Here is a 16,411-nt window from a genome sequence, read left to right on the forward strand (position 1 = left end):
CGTTCGAAGAACGGGCTTTGCTTCTCACCCGCGCCGAGCCCGGTCGATCCAGTAGGCTTTGCAGCGGAACCGACGTTGGGGGTGCGCAGTGAGTCCGAGCGATCGTGGATCGTCTGCGCCCCGAGTGGTCCTCGTGACCGGAGCGAGCCGATTCCTCGGCGGCTACCTCGTCACCAGACTGGCCCAGAATCCGAACATCGAGCGCGTCATCGCCGTCGATGCGGTCTCGCCGAGCAAGGATCTGTTGCGCCGCATGGGACGCGCGGAATTCGTCCGCGCCGACATTCGTAATCCGTTGATCGGCAAAGTGATTCGCAATGCCGGCGTCGACACCGTCGTGCACGCCGCCACCGTCGCCAAACCCCCGAAATCCGGCGGCCGCGCCACGATGAAAGACCTCAACGTCATCGGCGCGATGCAGCTGTTCGCGGTCTGCCAGAAGTCACCGACCGTCGAGAGGGTGGTACTGCGTTCGTCGTCCTCGGTGTACGGCTGCAGCGCGAAGGACCCGGTGAAATTCACCGAGGAGATGAGTGCTCGACGCCCCCCGAGCGGTGGGTACGCGCGGGACTCGATCGACATCGAGGGATACGTTCGCGGTCTCGGGCGTCGACGGCCGGACATCGCGGTGTCGATCCTGCGCATGGCGCCGCTGATCGGTCCACGACTGAACGGCACCATCTCGCGCTACATGACCTCGCCGCTGATTCCCAGCATCGTCGGTCGCGACGCACGCATGCAGTTGCTGCACGAGGAAGACGCTCTGGCTGCGCTCGAGCGCGCGACTCTCGGTGGGTCGGCGGGCACGTTCAACATCGGAGCCGACGGCACGATCATGCTGTCCCAGGCGATTCGCCGAGCCGGCCGCGTTCAGGTGCCGGTGCCGTTTCCGCTGTTCAAGAGCGTCGGCCGCGCACTGATGGGCGGCATGATGCGCGAGTTCACCACCGAGCAACTCGACTACTTCCACTTCGGCTGCGGACTGGACACCACCCGCATGCGGTCCGTCCTTGGCTTCGAGCCGCGGTGGACTACGGTTCAGGCATTCGACGACTTCGTCCGAGGCGCAGCGCTGCGGCCTGTCATCAGAACCGAATGGGTGGACAGCGTCGAAGATCGACTGGTCTCGGCCGTAGAGACAGGCGCGTCCACGGCGCGGGCACTGGCGGCACTGCGTAGTTCGGGAGCGGTGCGTAGTTCGGGAGGGGACAGGTGAGCGAAGTGGCCAAAGTGATTCCGTTGCACGGCGGCACGTCCGGCCGCTCGGCGCGAGCGGCTGCGGGCTCGCGTGAACGGCACCCCTCCGCCTACGCCGATCCTCGCGAGCCGACGCCGTTGTCGGCCCCAGCTCCTGCCGACGCGTCGGCAGTGACGCACTCACTCCCCACTCCGTTGCTGTCGATGATCGACGACACCAAGTCCACGATCGTCGACCAGATCTCCTCGGTCGCCGAGTTCGTTCGCAGGCGGCTGGCCGGTGACTACAGTGTCGACGAGTTCGGTTACGACCCGCACTTCGCCGACGCGGTCTGGCTTCCGTTGCTGCGGCCGTTGTTCGACAAGTGGTTCCGCGTCGAGGTCAAGGGCATCGAGAACATTCCGTCCGACGGCGGCGCGCTCGTCGTCGCCAACCATGCGGGCGTCGTGCCCGTCGATGCGCTGATGGCGTCGGTCGCCGTACGCGATCACCACCCGGCGCACCGCCCTCTGCGAATGTTGGCCGCCGACATGGCATTCGAGATGCCCGGCGTCGGCACGATCGCGCGCAAGGCCGGGCACACGCTCGCGTGCAACCCCGACGCCGAACGACTGCTGCGTACCGGCGAGGTCGCCGCCGTGTTCCCGGAAGGGTTCAAGGGCATCGGCAAACCGTTCAGCGAGCGCTACAAGTTGCAGCGATTCGGTCGCGGCGGATTCGTCTCGGCTGCTCTGCGGACGGGTGTGCCGATCATCCCGTGCTCCATCGTCGGCTCGGAAGAGATCTACCCCAAGATCGGCGACATCGCACCATTGGCCCGGTTGATGGGCGTCCCCTACTTTCCGGTGACGCCGTTCTTCCCGCACCTCGGCCCGCTGGGTCTGATCCCGTTGCCGTCCAAGTGGTACATCGAATTCGGCAAGCCGATCCCCACCGACGGGTACGACTCCACCGCATTCGAGGATCCGATGGTGCTGTTCGAGTTGACCGACCACGTGCGCGAAACCATTCAGCACACGCTCTATCGACTGCTTGCCAAGAGGCGCAACGTCTTCCTGGGTTAGACGCTCGGGTTATCGTGTGGCAGTGCATATTCGCGACACTTCCGCTGCCGATCTACCCGAGATTCTCGACATCCACAACGATGCGGTCGCCAACACCACCGCCATCTGGGACGAAGAACAGGTCGATCTCGCCGATCGCACAGCCTGGTTCGAGGGCAGGATCGCCGCGGGATACCCGGTACTCACCGCGGAGGTCGACGGCCGGGTGGCCGGGTACGCGTCGTACGGGCAGTGGCGGGTCAAGAGCGGCTACCGACACTCGGTGGAACACTCGGTGTACATCCATCGAGATTTCTACCGTCGCGGGCTGGCCAGTGCGCTACTGAGCGAGTTGATCGAGCGAGCGAAAGCGAGCGACATTCACGTGTTGGTGGGGTTCATCGAGTCCGAGAACACCACGTCGATCGCTCTGCACGAGAAGTTCGGGTTCGCCACCGTCGGACAGATGCCGCAGGTGGGCGTCAAGTTCGGTCGGTGGTTGGACCTGACGCTGATGCAGCTCACTCTCTGATCACCCGCGGTCGGACGATCAGGCCTTGCGTCGGCCGATCACCGCAGCCAGCCCGCCGCCCACCGCGCCCAACGCCAACGCCGTGGGCACACCGATCTTGGCGGCCTTGCGTCCGGTGCGGTAGTCGCGGATCTCCCAACCCCGGTTCTTGGCCAGCTCACGCAGATCGGTATCGGGGTTGATCGCCACGGCGGTGCCGACCAGCGAGAGCATCGGCACGTCGTTGTGGCTGTCCGAATACGCGGTGCAGCGCTTGAGATTGAGACCCTCACGCACCGCCAGCGAGCGCACCGCGTGCGCCTTGCCGATGCCGTGCAGGATGTCGCCGACGAGACGGCCGGTGAACACTCCGTCCTTGCTTTCGGCGACGGTTCCGAGCGCGCCGGTCAGGCCGAGACGCTTGGCGATGATCTGGGCCAGTTCGAGGGGAGTGGCCGTCACCAGCCAGACCTGCTGACCGGCGTCGAGGTGCATCTGCGCCAGAGCCCGGGTGCCGGCCCAGATCTTGTCGGCGATCATCTCGTCGTAGATCTCCTCGCCGAGCCTGGTCAGCTCCGAGGTGGGACGGCCGGTGATGAACGAGAGCGCCTTCTCCCGTCCGCTGGCCACATCCTCGCTGTTCTCCTTGCCGCTGACCCTGAATTTGACCTGCTGCCAAGCGAATTGGGCCAGATCGCCGCTGGTGAAGTATTTCCGGGCGGCCAACCCGCGAGCGAAGTGAATGATCGACGCGCCCTGCACCATCGTGTTGTCCACGTCGAAGAAGGCCGCAGCAGTCAGATCCCGGGGAACGGCCCCCTCGGACTCGATCTGCAACGCCAGCGCGGCATCGGCACTGGCCTGGCCTGCAACGTTGGCGCGAACCTCGGCATCGCTCGGACCGAACGGATTGCGGATTCTGCGGATGCGGCGCTTGAACTGCTTGTCCTCGCGCGGATCGTTCGTATCGACCATGTCGATATCGGGCGTGTTCTCGATCGGCAGGTCTGTTCCCCCGTCACTCACTTCTGTCCACCTCCCAGTCGAGTCGCTCGCCGCAAGCCTAGTCGGGGTTGTCCGGACGACAGGCGAAGGGCAGCACTCGACCCCTGTCGGTCGGCCCCACGTGAGACCGGGGACTGTGACCTTCGTCTCCGTTACGGCCGTGTCACAGTGGAGGCATGCAGACGACCCCCACCGGCGTGGCTCTTCTCACCCGTGCAGGCTGCCATTCCTGCACTCACGCGCTCGAGGTCCTGAACGAGGTGTGCCGCGAATTCGACGTGGCAGTGACCGTCGTCGACGTCGACGAGGCGGCAGCGGAATCGCCTGACCTGCGTGCGGAGTACGGGGATCGCGTGCCCGTGGTGCTGCTCGACGGCATCGAACACAGTTACTGGGAGGTAGACGTGCCGCGGTTGCGGGCCGATCTGACCCGGGCAGGGCACCCTAAGAACGCGTGATTGCTCTCGCGTGTGCAGGTGAGGGCCGGTGTGCGCAACTTTGTTCATTCGTTCACAAGCAGTTACCGTGGTGTGAACAGCGTCCGTGAAATAGACACGAACGCAGGATCAGCGTGAAGATCGGCCGTCGTTGCCGTTCGGACGAGGAGCCCCAGACGTGACCGAAGAGCGCCCGTCGCCCAGCGGCGTAGAGCGGGTCATCCCTCAGGCTACGGTCACCCGTCTGGCGACGTACCTGCGGGTCCTCTCGATCCTCGCAGACGAGGGCGTTCTGATCGTCTCCAGTGAAGAACTGGCCACCGCAGCAGGCGTCGGATCGGCGAAACTGCGCAAGGACCTCTCCTTCCTCGGCCCCAACGGCGTCCGCGGGGTCGGCTACGACGTGGCCCGCCTGCGCGCCAAGATCGACAGCGCACTCGGACTCGACCGCGGCCACCGCGTCGTCCTCGCCGGAGTCGGCAACCTCGGGCAGGCGCTGGCCGGCTACGGCGGATTCGCTCGACGCGGCTTCACGATGGTCGGCCTCTTCGACAGCGACCCGGCGCGAGTGGGCACCGACGTCGACGGACTCACCGTCCGGCACGTCGACGAACTCGTCGTCGCCTGCCGCGAACTCGAAGCGACCATCGGCGTCATCGCCACCCCCGACGAGGCCGTGCGCAGCGTCGCCGAGAAGCTCGTCTCCGGTGGCGTCGAATGCATCCTGAGCTTCTCACCCATGGTTCTCGACGTCCCCGAGCACGTCGAGGTGCGACGCGTCGACCTGGCCGTGGAGATGCAGGTGCTCTCCTTCAACAGCTCCCGCAACGTCTCCGGACCTGCCGATATCGCCGGTCCGGCCATCGTCACCGCGCCCCGACCGCAGCCGGTCTCGCCGCCCCCGCTCACGTCCACGGCACGTCTCGGCCGCAGTCACGGCCCGCGCATCGCCGGCAACCCAAGCCCAGTCAACAGTTCGACAAGAAACGGATCGGTGATTGCACCGTGAGTGTCCTTCTCGTCGGGATTTCGCACCGTAGCGCTCCCGTCGCAGTCCTCGAGCGTGTCGCCATCACGGACACCGATCGCCCGAAACTGACCGACAAGTTGATGGCCAGCGGAAGCATTTCCGAGGTCATGGTGGTATCCACGTGCAATCGCGTCGAGATCTACGCCGTCGTGGACGCGTTCCACGGCGCGCTGACCGCCGTCGGCGAAGTTCTCGGTGAGCACTCCGGTCTCGAGGTCGCGGACCTCACCAAGCACGCCTACGTCCGCTACAGCGAGGCCGCCGTCGAGCACCTCTTCGCCGTGGCCAGTGGCCTCGACTCGATGGTCATCGGCGAGCAGCAGATCCTCGGCCAGATCCGCTCGGCGTACGCCGCCTCGGACGGGCAGCAGGCATCGGGCCGGGTGATGCACGAACTGGCTCAGCAGGCCCTGCGCGTGGGCAAGCGAGTACACAGCGAAACCGGAATCGACGCCGCCGGAGCCTCGGTGGTCTCGGTCGCCCTCGACCGCGCCGCGAACCTGTTCGGCGGTTCCCTCGCCGGCCGCAAGGCCGTCGTCCTCGGAGCCGGAGCGATGGGCGGGCTCGCCGTCGCTCACCTCGGGCGCGCGGGCATCGGCCAGCTGACAGTCGTCAACCGCACCCGCGAGCGAGCCGACCACCTCGCCGAGAACGCCGTGTCCAACGGCATCACGGCAACCTCGGTCGCGCTCGAGAACCTGGCCGACGCAGTCGCCGAGGCCGACATCCTCCTCACCTGTACCGGAGCGGTGGGGGCCGTGGTCTCCATCGCCGACGCCCACCTCGCTCTCGCCCGCCGCGGCTCCGATCGACCGTTGGTGATCTGCGACCTCGGTCTGCCGCGCGACGTCGACGCCGCGGTGTCGGGTCTGCCGGGCATCACCGTCTTCGACATGGAGTCCCTGCAGCGTGATCCTGCTGCCGGTGCCGCGGCGAACGACGCGTCCGCGGCTCGCGAGATCGTCTCGAGCGAACTCTCGGGATACCTTGCCGGACAACGACTTGCCGAGGTCACCCCCACTGTCACGGCACTGCGTCAGCGTGCCGCCGAGGTGGTCGAGGGAGAGCTGCTGCGGCTGGAATCGCGGCTGCCCGGACTCGACTCGCCGCAGCGCGACGAGGTGGCCCGCACCGTGCGCCGCGTCGTCGACAAGCTGCTGCATTCGCCCACCGTGCGGGTCAAGCAACTCGCCAGCACGCCGGGCGGGGATTCCTACGCCGCTGCGCTGCGTGAGTTGTTCGAGCTGAGCCCCGGCTCGGTCGACGCGGTTGCCATGCCGATGGAGATCGGCTCGCTGGAGCTGGTCGACGATTTCACCGCCAGCCGTACCGATCTGCGCTCGGACTCCTACCCCAGCGATGCCACCGGTCAGGAGCGTGCCGAATGACCGGCATCGTCAAGATCGGCACTCGCGGAAGCCTTCTCGCGACCACCCAGGCCGACACCGTTCGGGTGGCCCTCGCGGCAGCCGGAGTCGAGGCGGAACTGGTGATCGTCAAGACCGCGGGCGACCTCTCTGCTGCGCCCGTACAGACGATCGGCGTCGGTGTCTTCACCGCGGCGCTGCGTGAGGCGCTGGCCGACGGCACTGTCGACATCGCCGTGCACTCGTACAAGGATCTACCGACTGCGGCCGACGACCGGTTCACCATCGCCGCCATTCCCGCTCGCGAGGACCCGCGCGACGCCCTGGTCGCCCGGGACGGACTGGTACTCGGTGAACTGCCCGCCGACGCGAAGGTCGGCACGTCCGCGCCACGCCGGATCGCTCAACTGCGTGCTCTCGGACAGGGATTGAACGTTCTGCCGTTGCGCGGCAACCTCGACACCAGGATCGGCAAGGTCGCGTCGGGTGAGCTCGACGCCGTCATCGTCGCCCGCGCCGGCCTGTCCCGTATCGGCAGGTTGGATGTCGTCACCGAAGCGCTCGACCCGGTGCAGTTGCTCCCGGCACCCGCCCAGGGCGCGTTGGCAGTCGAATGTCGCGTCGAGGACACCGATCTCGTGACCGCGATCGCCACCCTCGACGACGCACACTCACGCGCCGCGGTGGCGGCCGAACGCGGACTGCTCGCCGAACTCGAAGCCGGCTGCACCGCTCCGGTCGGCGCGATCGCAGAGGTAGTCGAATCCATCGACGAGGACGGCCGCATCTTCGACGAACTGTCGTTGCGGGGCTGCGTCGCCGCCATCGACGGCAGCGACACCATCCGCGCGTCGATCGTCGGATCACCCGACCGAGCCGAGGCGCTGGGCCGAGAACTGGCCCGCGAACTGCTCGATCTCGGTGCGCGCGAACTCGTTTCAGTCACCGAACCAGCACAGGCCGGTTCTCAGGTACAGGGTGGATCTCATGTCTAGGGCCATAACGGCACCCGTCCGCGGACGCGCCAAACGCAAGGCGACTCGTCCGGTGGTGCGAAGAGAGTCGATCGCCACCGCTCGACTGATTCCGAAACGGGGCACCGCAACCCCGATAGAACTGCAGTACCCACACAAGACAGCACTGGAGAACAACCGATGAGCCCAGTCCGCAAGAACACCAACGGACGGATCCTGTTCGTGGGATCCGGGCCGGGTGACCCGGCTCTGCTCACGGTCCGGGCACGGGAAGTGCTCGGAGCGGCCGAGCTCGCGTTCACCGACCCCGACGTCGACAAGGGTGTCACCGCCCTCGTCGGTGCCGACGTTCCGCGTGACCCGGAGACGGGTGAGAACGGTGTCGAGGTTCGTCCGGCACTCGGCGAACCGGCCGAGGTCGCCAAAACCCTTCTCGCCGAGGCCAAGAACGGCCACGACGTGGTTCGCCTGGTCTCCGGTGATCCGCTCACCACCGACTCGGTGATCGCCGAGGTCAGCGCCGTCGCTCGCACGCACGTGCCGTTCGAGGTGCTCCCCGGCCTGCCGTCGGGATCGGCCGTCCCCAGCTACGCAGGCATGGCACTCGGCTCGGGTCACACCGAGGCCGACGTCCGCGGCGAGGTCGACTGGGCAGCACTCGCAGCTGCTCCTGGCCCGCTCGTGCTGCACGCCACGTCGGGTCACCTGGCCGAAACCGCCAGTGCCCTCGTCGAACACGGCCTCGCGCCGCAGACGCCCGCGGCCATCACCGTCCGCGGCACCACCCGTCAGCAGCGCACCGTCGAGGCCACCCTCGCCACCCTCAACGACGCCGGATCCGAGCTCGTCGGATCGCTCGTCGTCACCGTGGGCAAGGTCGTCTCCGGCCGAAACAAGATGTCCTGGTGGGAATCTCGCGCACTCTACGGCTGGACCGTACTGGTTCCGCGTACCAAGGATCAGGCCGGGGAGATGAGCGACCGACTCGTCACCCACGGAGCCATCCCCATCGAGGTCCCGACCATCGCCGTCGAGCCCCCGCGCAGCCCGGCCCAGATGGAACGCTCCGTCAAGGGCCTGGTCGACGGCCGCTACCAGTGGGTCGTCTTCACCTCCACCAACGCCGTGCGCGCCGTGTGGGAGAAGTTCGAGGAGTTCGGTCTGGACGCTCGCGCGTTCTCCGGCGTCAAGATCGCCTGTGTCGGTGAGGCAACCGCGGCGAAGGTGCGCTCGTTCGGCATCAACCCCGAACTGGTGCCCTCCGGTGAGCAGAGCTCGCTCGGACTGCTCGAGGACTTCCCGCCGTACGACGAGGTCTTCGACCCGGTCAACCGAGTTCTGTTGCCCCGCGCCGACATCGCCACCGAGACTCTCGCCGAGGGCCTGCGCGAACGGGGCTGGGAGATCGACGACGTCACCGCGTACCGCACCGTCCGGGCAGCACCGCCCCCCGCCGAGACCCGCGAGATGATCAAGACCGGCGGCTTCGACGCAGTGTGCTTCACGTCGAGTTCCACCGTCCGGAACCTGGTCGGCATCGCCGGAAAGCCACACGCCCGCACGCTCGTTGCGTGCATCGGACCCAAGACCGCCGAGACGGCCGTCGAATTCGGTCTGCGCGTGGACGTGCAGCCCGAGTCGGCTCAGGTCGGACCGTTGGTCGAGGCACTCGCCGAGCACGCGGCTCGCCTGCGCGCCGAGGGTGCGTTGCCCCCGCCGCGAAAGAAGTCACGTCGGCGCTAGGTCCCACCAGAAGAGCCGAATAGCACCCGGTCCGTAAGGAGTTCGCTTGTTCCCCACCGACCGTCCCCGACGCCTGCGCCGTACCCCGGCACTGCGTCGACTCGTGGCCGAGACCTCGCTCGAGCCACGGCATCTGGTGCTGCCGATGTTCGTGGCCGACGGCATCAGTGAGCCTCGGGCGATCAGCTCGATGCCCGGGGTCTATCAGCACACGCTGGATTCGCTGAGCGCTGCAGCCGAAGAGGCCGTCGCGGCCGGCGTCGGTGGCGTCATGCTGTTCGGGGTGCCGAGGCCCGAGGACAAGGACGAGACCGGCTCGGGTGCAACCGACCCGGACGGGATTCTCAATCGGGGTCTGGCGCGGCTGAAGGCCGACCTCGGGGATTCGACCGTCATCATGGCCGATACCTGCCTGGACGAGTTCACCTCCCACGGGCACTGCGGAGTCCTGGGGGAGAACGGTTCGATCGACAACGACGCCACCCTGCTGCGGTACGTCGACATGGCCGTCGCGCAGGCGGAGTCCGGTGCGCACCTGCTCGGACCCAGCGGAATGATGGACGGGCAGGTCGGTGCCATCCGCGCCGGACTCGACGCAGCCGGACACGTCGAGGTCGGTCAGCTGGCGTACTCGGCGAAGTACGCCTCGGCGTTCTACGGGCCGTTCCGCGAAGCCGTCGGCTCGTCGCTGCAGGGCGATCGCCGCACGTACCAGCAGGACGCGGCCAACCGTCGTGAGGCCACCCACGAAGTAGAGCTCGATCTCGCCGAGGGTGCCGACATGGTGATGGTCAAGCCGGCCATGTCGTATCTCGATATTCTTCGCGACGTTGCCGAGATGTCACCGGTTCCGGTTGCGGCGTACCAGATCTCCGGGGAATATGCCATGATCACCGCCGCCGCTCAGAACGGCTGGATCGACCGCGACGCAGCGGTACTGGAATCGCTCGTCGGCATCCGGCGCGCCGGTGCCGATGTCGTACTTACCTATTGGGCTACCGAAGTGGCGGGCTGGTTGTGAACGAATATCCTCCGAACAACAACCCGGACGGCAACCCCGACAGCAACACCCCGGGTAACCCACCGCCGCAGCCGGATTGGCAGCGCTGGGAGATGGAGCACGGGTTCCCGCAGCCAGGACCGGAGCTGGAGCCGACCCCGCGTCCGGCCCCCGTCGACGTCGAGACCGCTCGCCACCTGTGGTGGGGAGTGGCGCTGATCGGAGCGCTCTCGGCACTGTTCTCGGTGTGGACGCTGTTCGGGGCGCGCGAGGAATTTGCGCAGTCCTTGCTCGACGACCTCGCAGCGCAGGACGCGGCCGCCGACATGACGGTGGAGTCCACGCAGTCGATGGTGACGGTGATGCTCGTCGTCACGGTGTTCGTCGTACTGGGATTCGGGGCCTTGTTCCTGTTCTGGGTGAAGCGAATGCGAGCGGGCAAGATGTGGGCGCGCATGCTGCTCACCGTCATCGGATCGTTCACCGTGTTCACCACGATCCTGGAACTGTTCTCCATCGCGTCGAGCGCGGGCGCGATGAACATCGTGATGAGTGTGCTCGGTATCGGCCAGGGAGTGCTGGCCGCCGGGGCGATCTACCTGATGCACCGTCGGGAATCCAACGAATACTTCGTCGCCGCTTCGGGACAGCGGTAGTTTTCAGAACTCGATAGTTTCGGGCGTGTTCGCGGCTCCCACCCCGCTGTGTGACTAGCATCACTCTCGATATCTTCTCGAGTGATCGGACCCGACATGGCAGAAAACATCCCTGCAGCAGCGAGCATGACGCAGCCGACCGCAGTACCGGCTGCCGATCGCGAGCCCTGTCCCGCCGAGAGCGGTCGCCCCGGCTGGGCCCTGTTGGGGCTGCTGCTCGCCGTCTCGGCCGCCATCGCAATCATGGCGCTGGGAATCTCTGCAGGCTGAGCGCGTCGCGTCGGCGAGAATCTCTGCCGGCCGGACTCACAGCTCGCCGACGGTGGCAGGATGTCTGGCGTGAGCGCAGACACCGACGCACCGATCGCCCGGCCCCGAGTTGTTTCCGCCGCCTACTGGCTGTGGTTGGCCTCGGCAGTGCTGCTGATCGTCGTATGCATGATCGCCCTGACGCTCCCCGCCGACCAGATCCGTGCGTCGTTCACCACCGGCGGTGCGACGGACGAGCAGATCGACTCCTTCCTGACGGTGTTCCGCGGACTCGGGGTCATCTTCGGAGTGGTCGGCTTGGCCGTCGGTCTGATGTCGGGCCCCGTCCGCGCCGGAGACCGCAGGTTCCGACGCGCCCTGGTGGCACTGTCGGGAGCCGTGGCGCTGCTGCTGACGTTCGCCGCGCTGGTGTTTCCGTTCGTGCTGCTGGTGATCACCGTTGCGCTGGTGGTCGCAGCCGTTCTGGTCTACCGGCCGTCGGCGCGGGAGTGGTTCGTCCGTGAGCAGTGAGATGAACAGCGAGATGAACAGTGACATGAACAGCGAGACTCCCATCGAAGATCCCGTGCTCTTCCACGAGCCCGGTGGTCGGTGGCGCATGCTGGCGTGGGGGCCGGTGTTCTGCCTCGTGGTACTCGCAGTCGAACTCGCATCCGGCCCGGTGATCCACTGGTTCGCACTCGCGCTGTTCTCGCTGATCCTCGTCGGTCTCACGTACGTCCAGCTGCGCGCCGCGCGGATGCACGTGAGCGTCGAGCTCACCACGCGTCGCCTCAGGCAGGGAACCGAGACCGTCGATCTGGACGAGATCGACGACATCCTGCCGCCGGCGGAGTACGCCGACGGTGACTACGAGCCGAAGAAGTGGGAGACCGCGCGGGTACTCGGGGAGCTGTCGGGTGTGCCGCGCAAGCGTCACGGCATCGGGCTGCGGCTGGTGGGCGGTGGGCTGGTGCAGGCCTGGGCGAAGGACGACGACGGGCTGCGTGCAGCTCTGGAAACGGCGAAGCGGGAGTACCTGTGAGGAAGTCCCTCGGGTGGGCGGAGCTGGGGCTGGCTCTGCTCGCGGTGATCGGAGCTGTGGCGTGCTGGAATGCGGGCGTGCGCACCACCGAGTTTCCCGCGGTTGCCGACGTGTCCCCGGCATATTCGGGGACGTTCTACTCGGGGTCCTGGATCGCGCTGGCCGCTCTGGTCGTCACGGTGGCCGCACTGTTGATGGTCGACGGCGTCCGTCGGGTCCTCTCGGGACGTGCACCCCATACCGGGTAGGGGTATGGTGGGCGTTATGAGCAGCTACAGCGCCGAGCAGGACGATCTGCTGAAGCGATTGCGCCGAATCGAGGGCCAAGTGGCCGGCATTTCGCGAATGGTCGCAGACGACCGCTATTGCATCGATGTCCTCACCCAGGTGTCTGCGGTGACCAAGGCGCTGCAGTCGGTCTCGTTGAAGCTGCTCGACGCCCACCTCGCAGGATGCGTCGTGGAGGCCGCGAAACACGGCGGACCCGAGGCGGACGCGAAAGTGAAAGAGGCCTCGGAGGCCATCGCGCGCCTGGTTCGTTCCTGACGGAAGAGGGGAAATTCAGATGCAGACGACGTATTCGGTCGAGGGCATGACGTGCGGGCATTGCGCCGCGTCGGTGAGAGAAGAAGTATCGGAGATCGCAGGAGTCACCGGCGTCGACGTCGATGTGGATTCCGGGGCAGTCGTGGTGAGCAGCGATTCGGCGCTCGATGACGCGACGGTGGACGCAGCGGTCGTCGAAGCCGGGTATCGACTGGTGTCCTGACTCGACTGCGATCCGTCGGTGGTTCGGAAATCGCGAAAACGGTGATACCGGAGAAATGGGACTTACCGAACATCGTCAGGAGAGCTCGTGAAGAAACCGGTCACCGGCGCAGCGGTCATCGCCATGAGTGTGGCCCTGGTAGCGGCCTGCTCGACGGACACCGCCGAACAGGGCAGTAGTGCAGAGCCAACCGAGTCGTCCGCGACCTCGCAGGGCTCCGATTCCGACTCTGCTCCCTCCCCGGCCGCGCCTGCCGGGCCGCTGCCGAACCTGTCGGTCACCACCGTGCTCGACGGCCTCGACAAGCCTTGGGACGTGGTGGTTGCTCCCGATGGCACGGTGCTGACCGGAGAGCGCTCCGGTCGGTTCGTCATCCGCGACTCCGCAGGAGTCCAGCGTGAACTGAACGCGGACCTCGGTGATCTCTACGCCGCCGGTGAGACCGGGCTCATGGGTATCGCACTGGCGGTGGATTTCGAGTCCTCTCGAACCGTGTTCACCTGCCAGGGGCGCGAGGGTAGCGGCGAGAACAGCATTGCCGTCGTGTCGTGGACCGTCGATCCGCAGTGGACTGCCCTGACGAGAACCGGCACTGTCGTCGACGACATTCCGGTCGCCGACGGCGGGCGGCACGGAGGCTGCCGAATCTTGGCCCACCCCGACGGCACTCTGTACATCGGCACCGGCGACAACGCGAACCCGACTTTTCCTCAGGATCGGAACTCGCTGGGCGGCAAGGTGTTACACGTCAACGCCGATGGCACCGCCGCAGCCGACGCGCCGGATCGCATCTTCACTCTCGGTCACCGCAATGTGCAGGGACTGGCGATCCGTCCCGGCACCGATCAGATCTTCGAGGTCGAGCAGGGGACGAGCCGGGACGACGAGCTGAACCTGTTGGTGCCGGGCGGAAACTACGGCTACAGCCCCGATCGACGCCCGTCGGTCTACGACGAATCGGTCCCCATGACCGATCCCGATCGGGTTCCCGGTGCCCTGCCTGCAGTGTGGAGTTCGGGTGATCCGACCATCGCCACCCCCGACGTCACGTTCACCGACGGTGAGCAGTGGGGCTCCTGGAACGGTGCCGCGGTGATCTCGAGTCAGCAGGGGCAGAAGCTCGTCTTCCTGGCCTTGTCGGAGGACGGAACCGAGTACGTCGCCGAGGCGGAGGCACTGGACGGCACCTACGGCAGGTTGCGTTCGCTCACCCCCTTCGGAAGCGACGGCGGCTTCCTGCTCACCACCGACAACGGATCCGACGATCAGGTTCTGCTCGTCACGCCCGAGGTCGGCTGAACCACGGGCAACGAATTGCGTCGTGAGTCGGCGAGCATCCCCTCGACTGTGTTTAAAATCATGTGATATCGGTCATATCGGACCGGTCGCGGATCGTCGTCAGGAGTGTGGATGAACAAGCTGGTGTCCAGTTCCGGAGTACTCGCCGCCAGCGTCTTCCTGACGCTCGCGGCTACGACCACCGCGACGGCACAGGCCGATCCGCTACCCGGCCTGACGGTCACCACGGTGATCGACGGACTCGCGAAGCCGTGGGACGCGGTGGTCGCGCCCGACGGAACGGTGCTGACCGGGGAGCGCTCCGGCCGGTTCGTGATCCGCGCCGTCGACGGGACCATCCGCGAGCTCGCCGCCGATCTCGACGACCTCTACGCGTCCGGCGAGACGGGCCTCATGGGCATCGCCCTCGCGACGGATTTCGCCGCGTCCAGAACCATCTACACCTGCCAGGGTGTACAGAGCTCCGCAGGCGGAACCGGTAGCGCCGGAACAGGAAGTGCCGGCGGCGGCAGCGACAACCACATCGCCGTCCTGTCGTGGACCGTCGATCCGGAGTGGACCGCACTGACGCGCACCGGCACCCTCGTCGACGACATTCCCGTCGCCGACGGCGGTCGCCACGGCGGCTGCAGAATTCTGGCCCACCCCGACGGCACCCTGTACGTCGGCACCGGAGACACGGCGTCGCCGACGGTTCCGCAGGATCGGAACTCGTTGGGCGGCAAGGTTCTACATATCAACGCCGACGGTTCTCCGGCCGCGGGATCACCGGATCGCATCTTCACTCTGGGGCATCGAAACGTGCAGGGCTTGGCGATTCGTCCCGGCACGGATCAGATCTACGAGGTGGAGCAGGGCACCTCCCGAGACGACGAGCTGAACCTGCTGGTGCCCGGCGGCAACTACGGATACCGCCCCGATCGACTTCCGTTCATCTACGACGAGTCGGTACCGATGACCGATCCCACCCGCGTGCCCGGAGCACTCGCCGCGGTGTGGAGCTCGGGTAGCCCCGCCATCGCCACGCCCGGGCTGACCTTCGCGGACGGCGCGAGTTGGGGTTCCTGGAACGGGGCCGCAGTGATATCGAGTCAGCAGGAAGAGAAGCTCGTGTTTCTCAAGCTGTCCGAGGACGGCACAGAATTCGTCGACGAGGCCGACGCCCTGGTGGGTACCTACGGACGACTGCGCTCACTCACCAGCTTCGGCGGCGCCGGCGCATTCCTGCTGACCACCGACAACGGATCGGACGACAAAGTTCTGCTCGTCACCCCCGCTGCCGACTGATGTGCGGCCCCGAGGTCGTCGAGACGGTCAACCGCAGAATCGGACGTAGGGCACTGTTCGGGTCGTTGGGGGCCGCCGCGTTGACCGTTGCTACGGCCGGAGCGGTGCGCGCCGAACCCGTTGTGGCGTCGGCAATTCCAGCGGGCCGACTCGTGGACCTGACCCACACCCTGAGCCCGGCGTTCCCGGTGTGGCCGGGGAGCGAACCGTTCTCGATGCGGCCGGTCGCCGCCTACGAGCTGGGCGGGTTCCTGGTGAACAAGCTCTCGTACTGGGAGCACACGGGCACGCACATCGACGCCCCGGCACACCGCGTTCGCGGCGGCGCGACGGCCGACATCCTGCCCCTCGAAGATCTGATCGCCCCGCTCGTCGTACTGGACATCTCGGCCAGGTCCGCATCGGATCCAGAAGCTGTGGTGACGACCGAGGACATCGCGCAGTGGGAGCGCGAGCACGGTCGAATACCCGATCGCGCATTGGTGGCGATGCACAGCCGATGGCAGAACAGGCTTGCCGAGCGTGCTGCCCCCGGCTTCGGCGCAGACGCGGCACAGATGCTGGTCCGCGAGCGCAACGTCGTCGGGATCGGCGTCGACACGCTCAGCCTCGACCGCATGAACGACCGCGAATACCCGGCTCACACAGCAGTTCTCGGGGCAGGCCGATACGGAGTCGAGGCACTGGCGAATCTGGACGCGGTGCCCCCGGCAGGGGCGACGGTCGTTGTCGGCGCACCGAAGCACGCGGGCGCGACCGGCGGTCCCTGCCGGGTCTTCGCGATAGTTCCCGGCTGAC

General features: G+C 66.8%; 21 protein-coding genes. 20 read left to right on the forward strand and 1 reads right to left on the reverse strand.

Annotation, left to right across the window (positions count from 1 at the left end):
* The first annotated feature begins 88 nt into the window (after positions 1 to 88).
* From CH283_RS02070 to CH283_RS02080, 3 genes are read left to right on the forward strand one after another with little or no spacing between them, the layout of a single operon-like run.
* Entirely contained in the window at positions 89 to 1,216 is a 1,128-nt protein-coding gene (locus CH283_RS02070; RefSeq protein WP_255183048.1) for an NAD-dependent epimerase/dehydratase family protein, read from the forward strand.
* Positions 1,213 to 2,262: a lysophospholipid acyltransferase family protein gene (locus tag CH283_RS02075; RefSeq protein ID WP_094641066.1), complete on the forward strand. Its 1,050-nt coding sequence runs from the start codon at positions 1,213 to 1,215 to the stop codon at positions 2,260 to 2,262. The genes CH283_RS02070 and CH283_RS02075 overlap by 4 nt, the downstream gene beginning before the upstream one ends.
* Positions 2,263 to 2,284: 22 nt before the next feature.
* Positions 2,285 to 2,773, forward strand: a complete 489-nt coding sequence (locus CH283_RS02080; protein ID WP_094641470.1) for a GNAT family N-acetyltransferase — start codon at positions 2,285 to 2,287, stop codon at positions 2,771 to 2,773.
* Positions 2,774 to 2,791: 18 nt separating this feature from the next.
* Here CH283_RS02080 and CH283_RS02085 read toward each other — a convergent pair whose 3' ends face one another.
* Positions 2,792 to 3,727 carry an HAD family hydrolase gene (locus CH283_RS02085; RefSeq protein WP_068046474.1) on the reverse strand — a complete coding sequence of 312 codons (936 nt, stop codon included), beginning with the start codon at positions 3,725 to 3,727 and terminating at the stop codon, positions 2,792 to 2,794.
* A gap of 206 nt (positions 3,728 to 3,933) precedes the next feature.
* Between CH283_RS02085 and CH283_RS02090 the strand changes: the two genes are divergently transcribed.
* From CH283_RS02090 to CH283_RS02165, 17 genes are all read left to right on the forward strand, one after another.
* Positions 3,934 to 4,215, forward strand: coding sequence for a glutaredoxin family protein (locus CH283_RS02090; protein ID WP_094641068.1), 282 nt, complete (start codon positions 3,934 to 3,936; stop codon positions 4,213 to 4,215).
* A 157-nt stretch (positions 4,216 to 4,372) separates the two neighbouring features.
* Positions 4,373 to 5,203, forward strand: a complete 831-nt coding sequence (locus CH283_RS02095; protein ID WP_094641069.1) for a redox-sensing transcriptional repressor Rex — start codon at positions 4,373 to 4,375, stop codon at positions 5,201 to 5,203.
* On the forward strand, positions 5,200 to 6,612 hold the full coding sequence (locus tag CH283_RS02100; RefSeq protein ID WP_094641070.1) for a glutamyl-tRNA reductase: 1,413 nt from the start codon (positions 5,200 to 5,202) through the stop codon (positions 6,610 to 6,612). Before CH283_RS02095 ends, CH283_RS02100 begins: the two co-directional genes overlap by 4 nt.
* The gene (gene hemC / locus CH283_RS02105; protein WP_094641071.1) at positions 6,609 to 7,586 is read left to right on the forward strand and encodes a hydroxymethylbilane synthase; all 978 of its coding nucleotides are present in this window, start codon (positions 6,609 to 6,611) and stop codon (positions 7,584 to 7,586) included. The genes CH283_RS02100 and hemC overlap by 4 nt, the downstream gene beginning before the upstream one ends.
* Entirely contained in the window at positions 7,579 to 7,749 is a 171-nt protein-coding gene (locus CH283_RS28165) for a hypothetical protein (RefSeq protein ID WP_156516050.1), read from the forward strand. The genes hemC and CH283_RS28165 overlap by 8 nt, the downstream gene beginning before the upstream one ends.
* On the forward strand, positions 7,746 to 9,308 hold the full coding sequence (locus CH283_RS02110; RefSeq protein ID WP_068046447.1) for a uroporphyrinogen-III synthase: 1,563 nt from the start codon (positions 7,746 to 7,748) through the stop codon (positions 9,306 to 9,308). The genes CH283_RS28165 and CH283_RS02110 overlap by 4 nt, the downstream gene beginning before the upstream one ends.
* Positions 9,309 to 9,354: 46 nt before the next feature.
* Entirely contained in the window at positions 9,355 to 10,329 is a 975-nt protein-coding gene (gene hemB, locus CH283_RS02115) for a porphobilinogen synthase (protein ID WP_094641072.1), read from the forward strand.
* Positions 10,326 to 10,964 (forward strand): hypothetical protein, encoded by a 639-nt coding sequence (locus tag CH283_RS02120; protein WP_094641073.1) that lies wholly within the window; start codon positions 10,326 to 10,328, stop codon positions 10,962 to 10,964. The genes hemB and CH283_RS02120 overlap by 4 nt, the downstream gene beginning before the upstream one ends.
* A 96-nt stretch (positions 10,965 to 11,060) precedes the next feature.
* A complete protein-coding gene (locus CH283_RS28170) occupies positions 11,061 to 11,234 on the forward strand; it encodes a hypothetical protein (protein ID WP_176460379.1) in 174 nt (57 codons plus the stop codon).
* 69 nt (positions 11,235 to 11,303) lie between these two features.
* Positions 11,304 to 11,744: a hypothetical protein gene (locus tag CH283_RS02130; RefSeq protein WP_082898607.1), complete on the forward strand. Its 441-nt coding sequence runs from the start codon at positions 11,304 to 11,306 to the stop codon at positions 11,742 to 11,744.
* A gap of 25 nt (positions 11,745 to 11,769) precedes the next feature.
* Positions 11,770 to 12,258: a hypothetical protein gene (locus CH283_RS02135; protein WP_094641472.1), complete on the forward strand. Its 489-nt coding sequence runs from the start codon at positions 11,770 to 11,772 to the stop codon at positions 12,256 to 12,258.
* Positions 12,255 to 12,506 (forward strand): hypothetical protein, encoded by a 252-nt coding sequence (locus CH283_RS02140; RefSeq protein ID WP_068046434.1) that lies wholly within the window; start codon positions 12,255 to 12,257, stop codon positions 12,504 to 12,506. Before CH283_RS02135 ends, CH283_RS02140 begins: the two co-directional genes overlap by 4 nt.
* Before the next feature lie 16 nt (positions 12,507 to 12,522).
* The gene (locus CH283_RS02145) at positions 12,523 to 12,804 is read left to right on the forward strand and encodes a metal-sensitive transcriptional regulator (protein WP_032393890.1); all 282 of its coding nucleotides are present in this window, start codon (positions 12,523 to 12,525) and stop codon (positions 12,802 to 12,804) included.
* A 19-nt stretch (positions 12,805 to 12,823) separates the two neighbouring features.
* A complete protein-coding gene (locus tag CH283_RS02150) occupies positions 12,824 to 13,027 on the forward strand; it encodes a heavy-metal-associated domain-containing protein (protein WP_068046431.1) in 204 nt (67 codons plus the stop codon).
* Positions 13,028 to 13,114: 87 nt separating this feature from the next.
* Positions 13,115 to 14,326 carry a PQQ-dependent sugar dehydrogenase gene (locus CH283_RS02155; protein ID WP_255183049.1) on the forward strand — a complete coding sequence of 404 codons (1,212 nt, stop codon included), beginning with the start codon at positions 13,115 to 13,117 and terminating at the stop codon, positions 14,324 to 14,326.
* Positions 14,327 to 14,437: 111 nt separating this feature from the next.
* Entirely contained in the window at positions 14,438 to 15,613 is a 1,176-nt protein-coding gene (locus CH283_RS02160) for a PQQ-dependent sugar dehydrogenase (RefSeq protein ID WP_094641075.1), read from the forward strand.
* Positions 15,613 to 16,410, forward strand: coding sequence for a cyclase family protein (locus CH283_RS02165; protein WP_094641076.1), 798 nt, complete (start codon positions 15,613 to 15,615; stop codon positions 16,408 to 16,410). The genes CH283_RS02160 and CH283_RS02165 overlap by 1 nt, the downstream gene beginning before the upstream one ends.
* The last annotated feature ends 1 nt before the right edge of the window (position 16,411 follow it).

The sequence above is a fragment of the Rhodococcus sp. 05-2254-2 genome, assembly GCF_002259095.1.
In the GTDB taxonomy this organism is placed as follows: Bacteria; Actinomycetota; Actinomycetes; order Mycobacteriales; family Mycobacteriaceae; genus Rhodococcoides.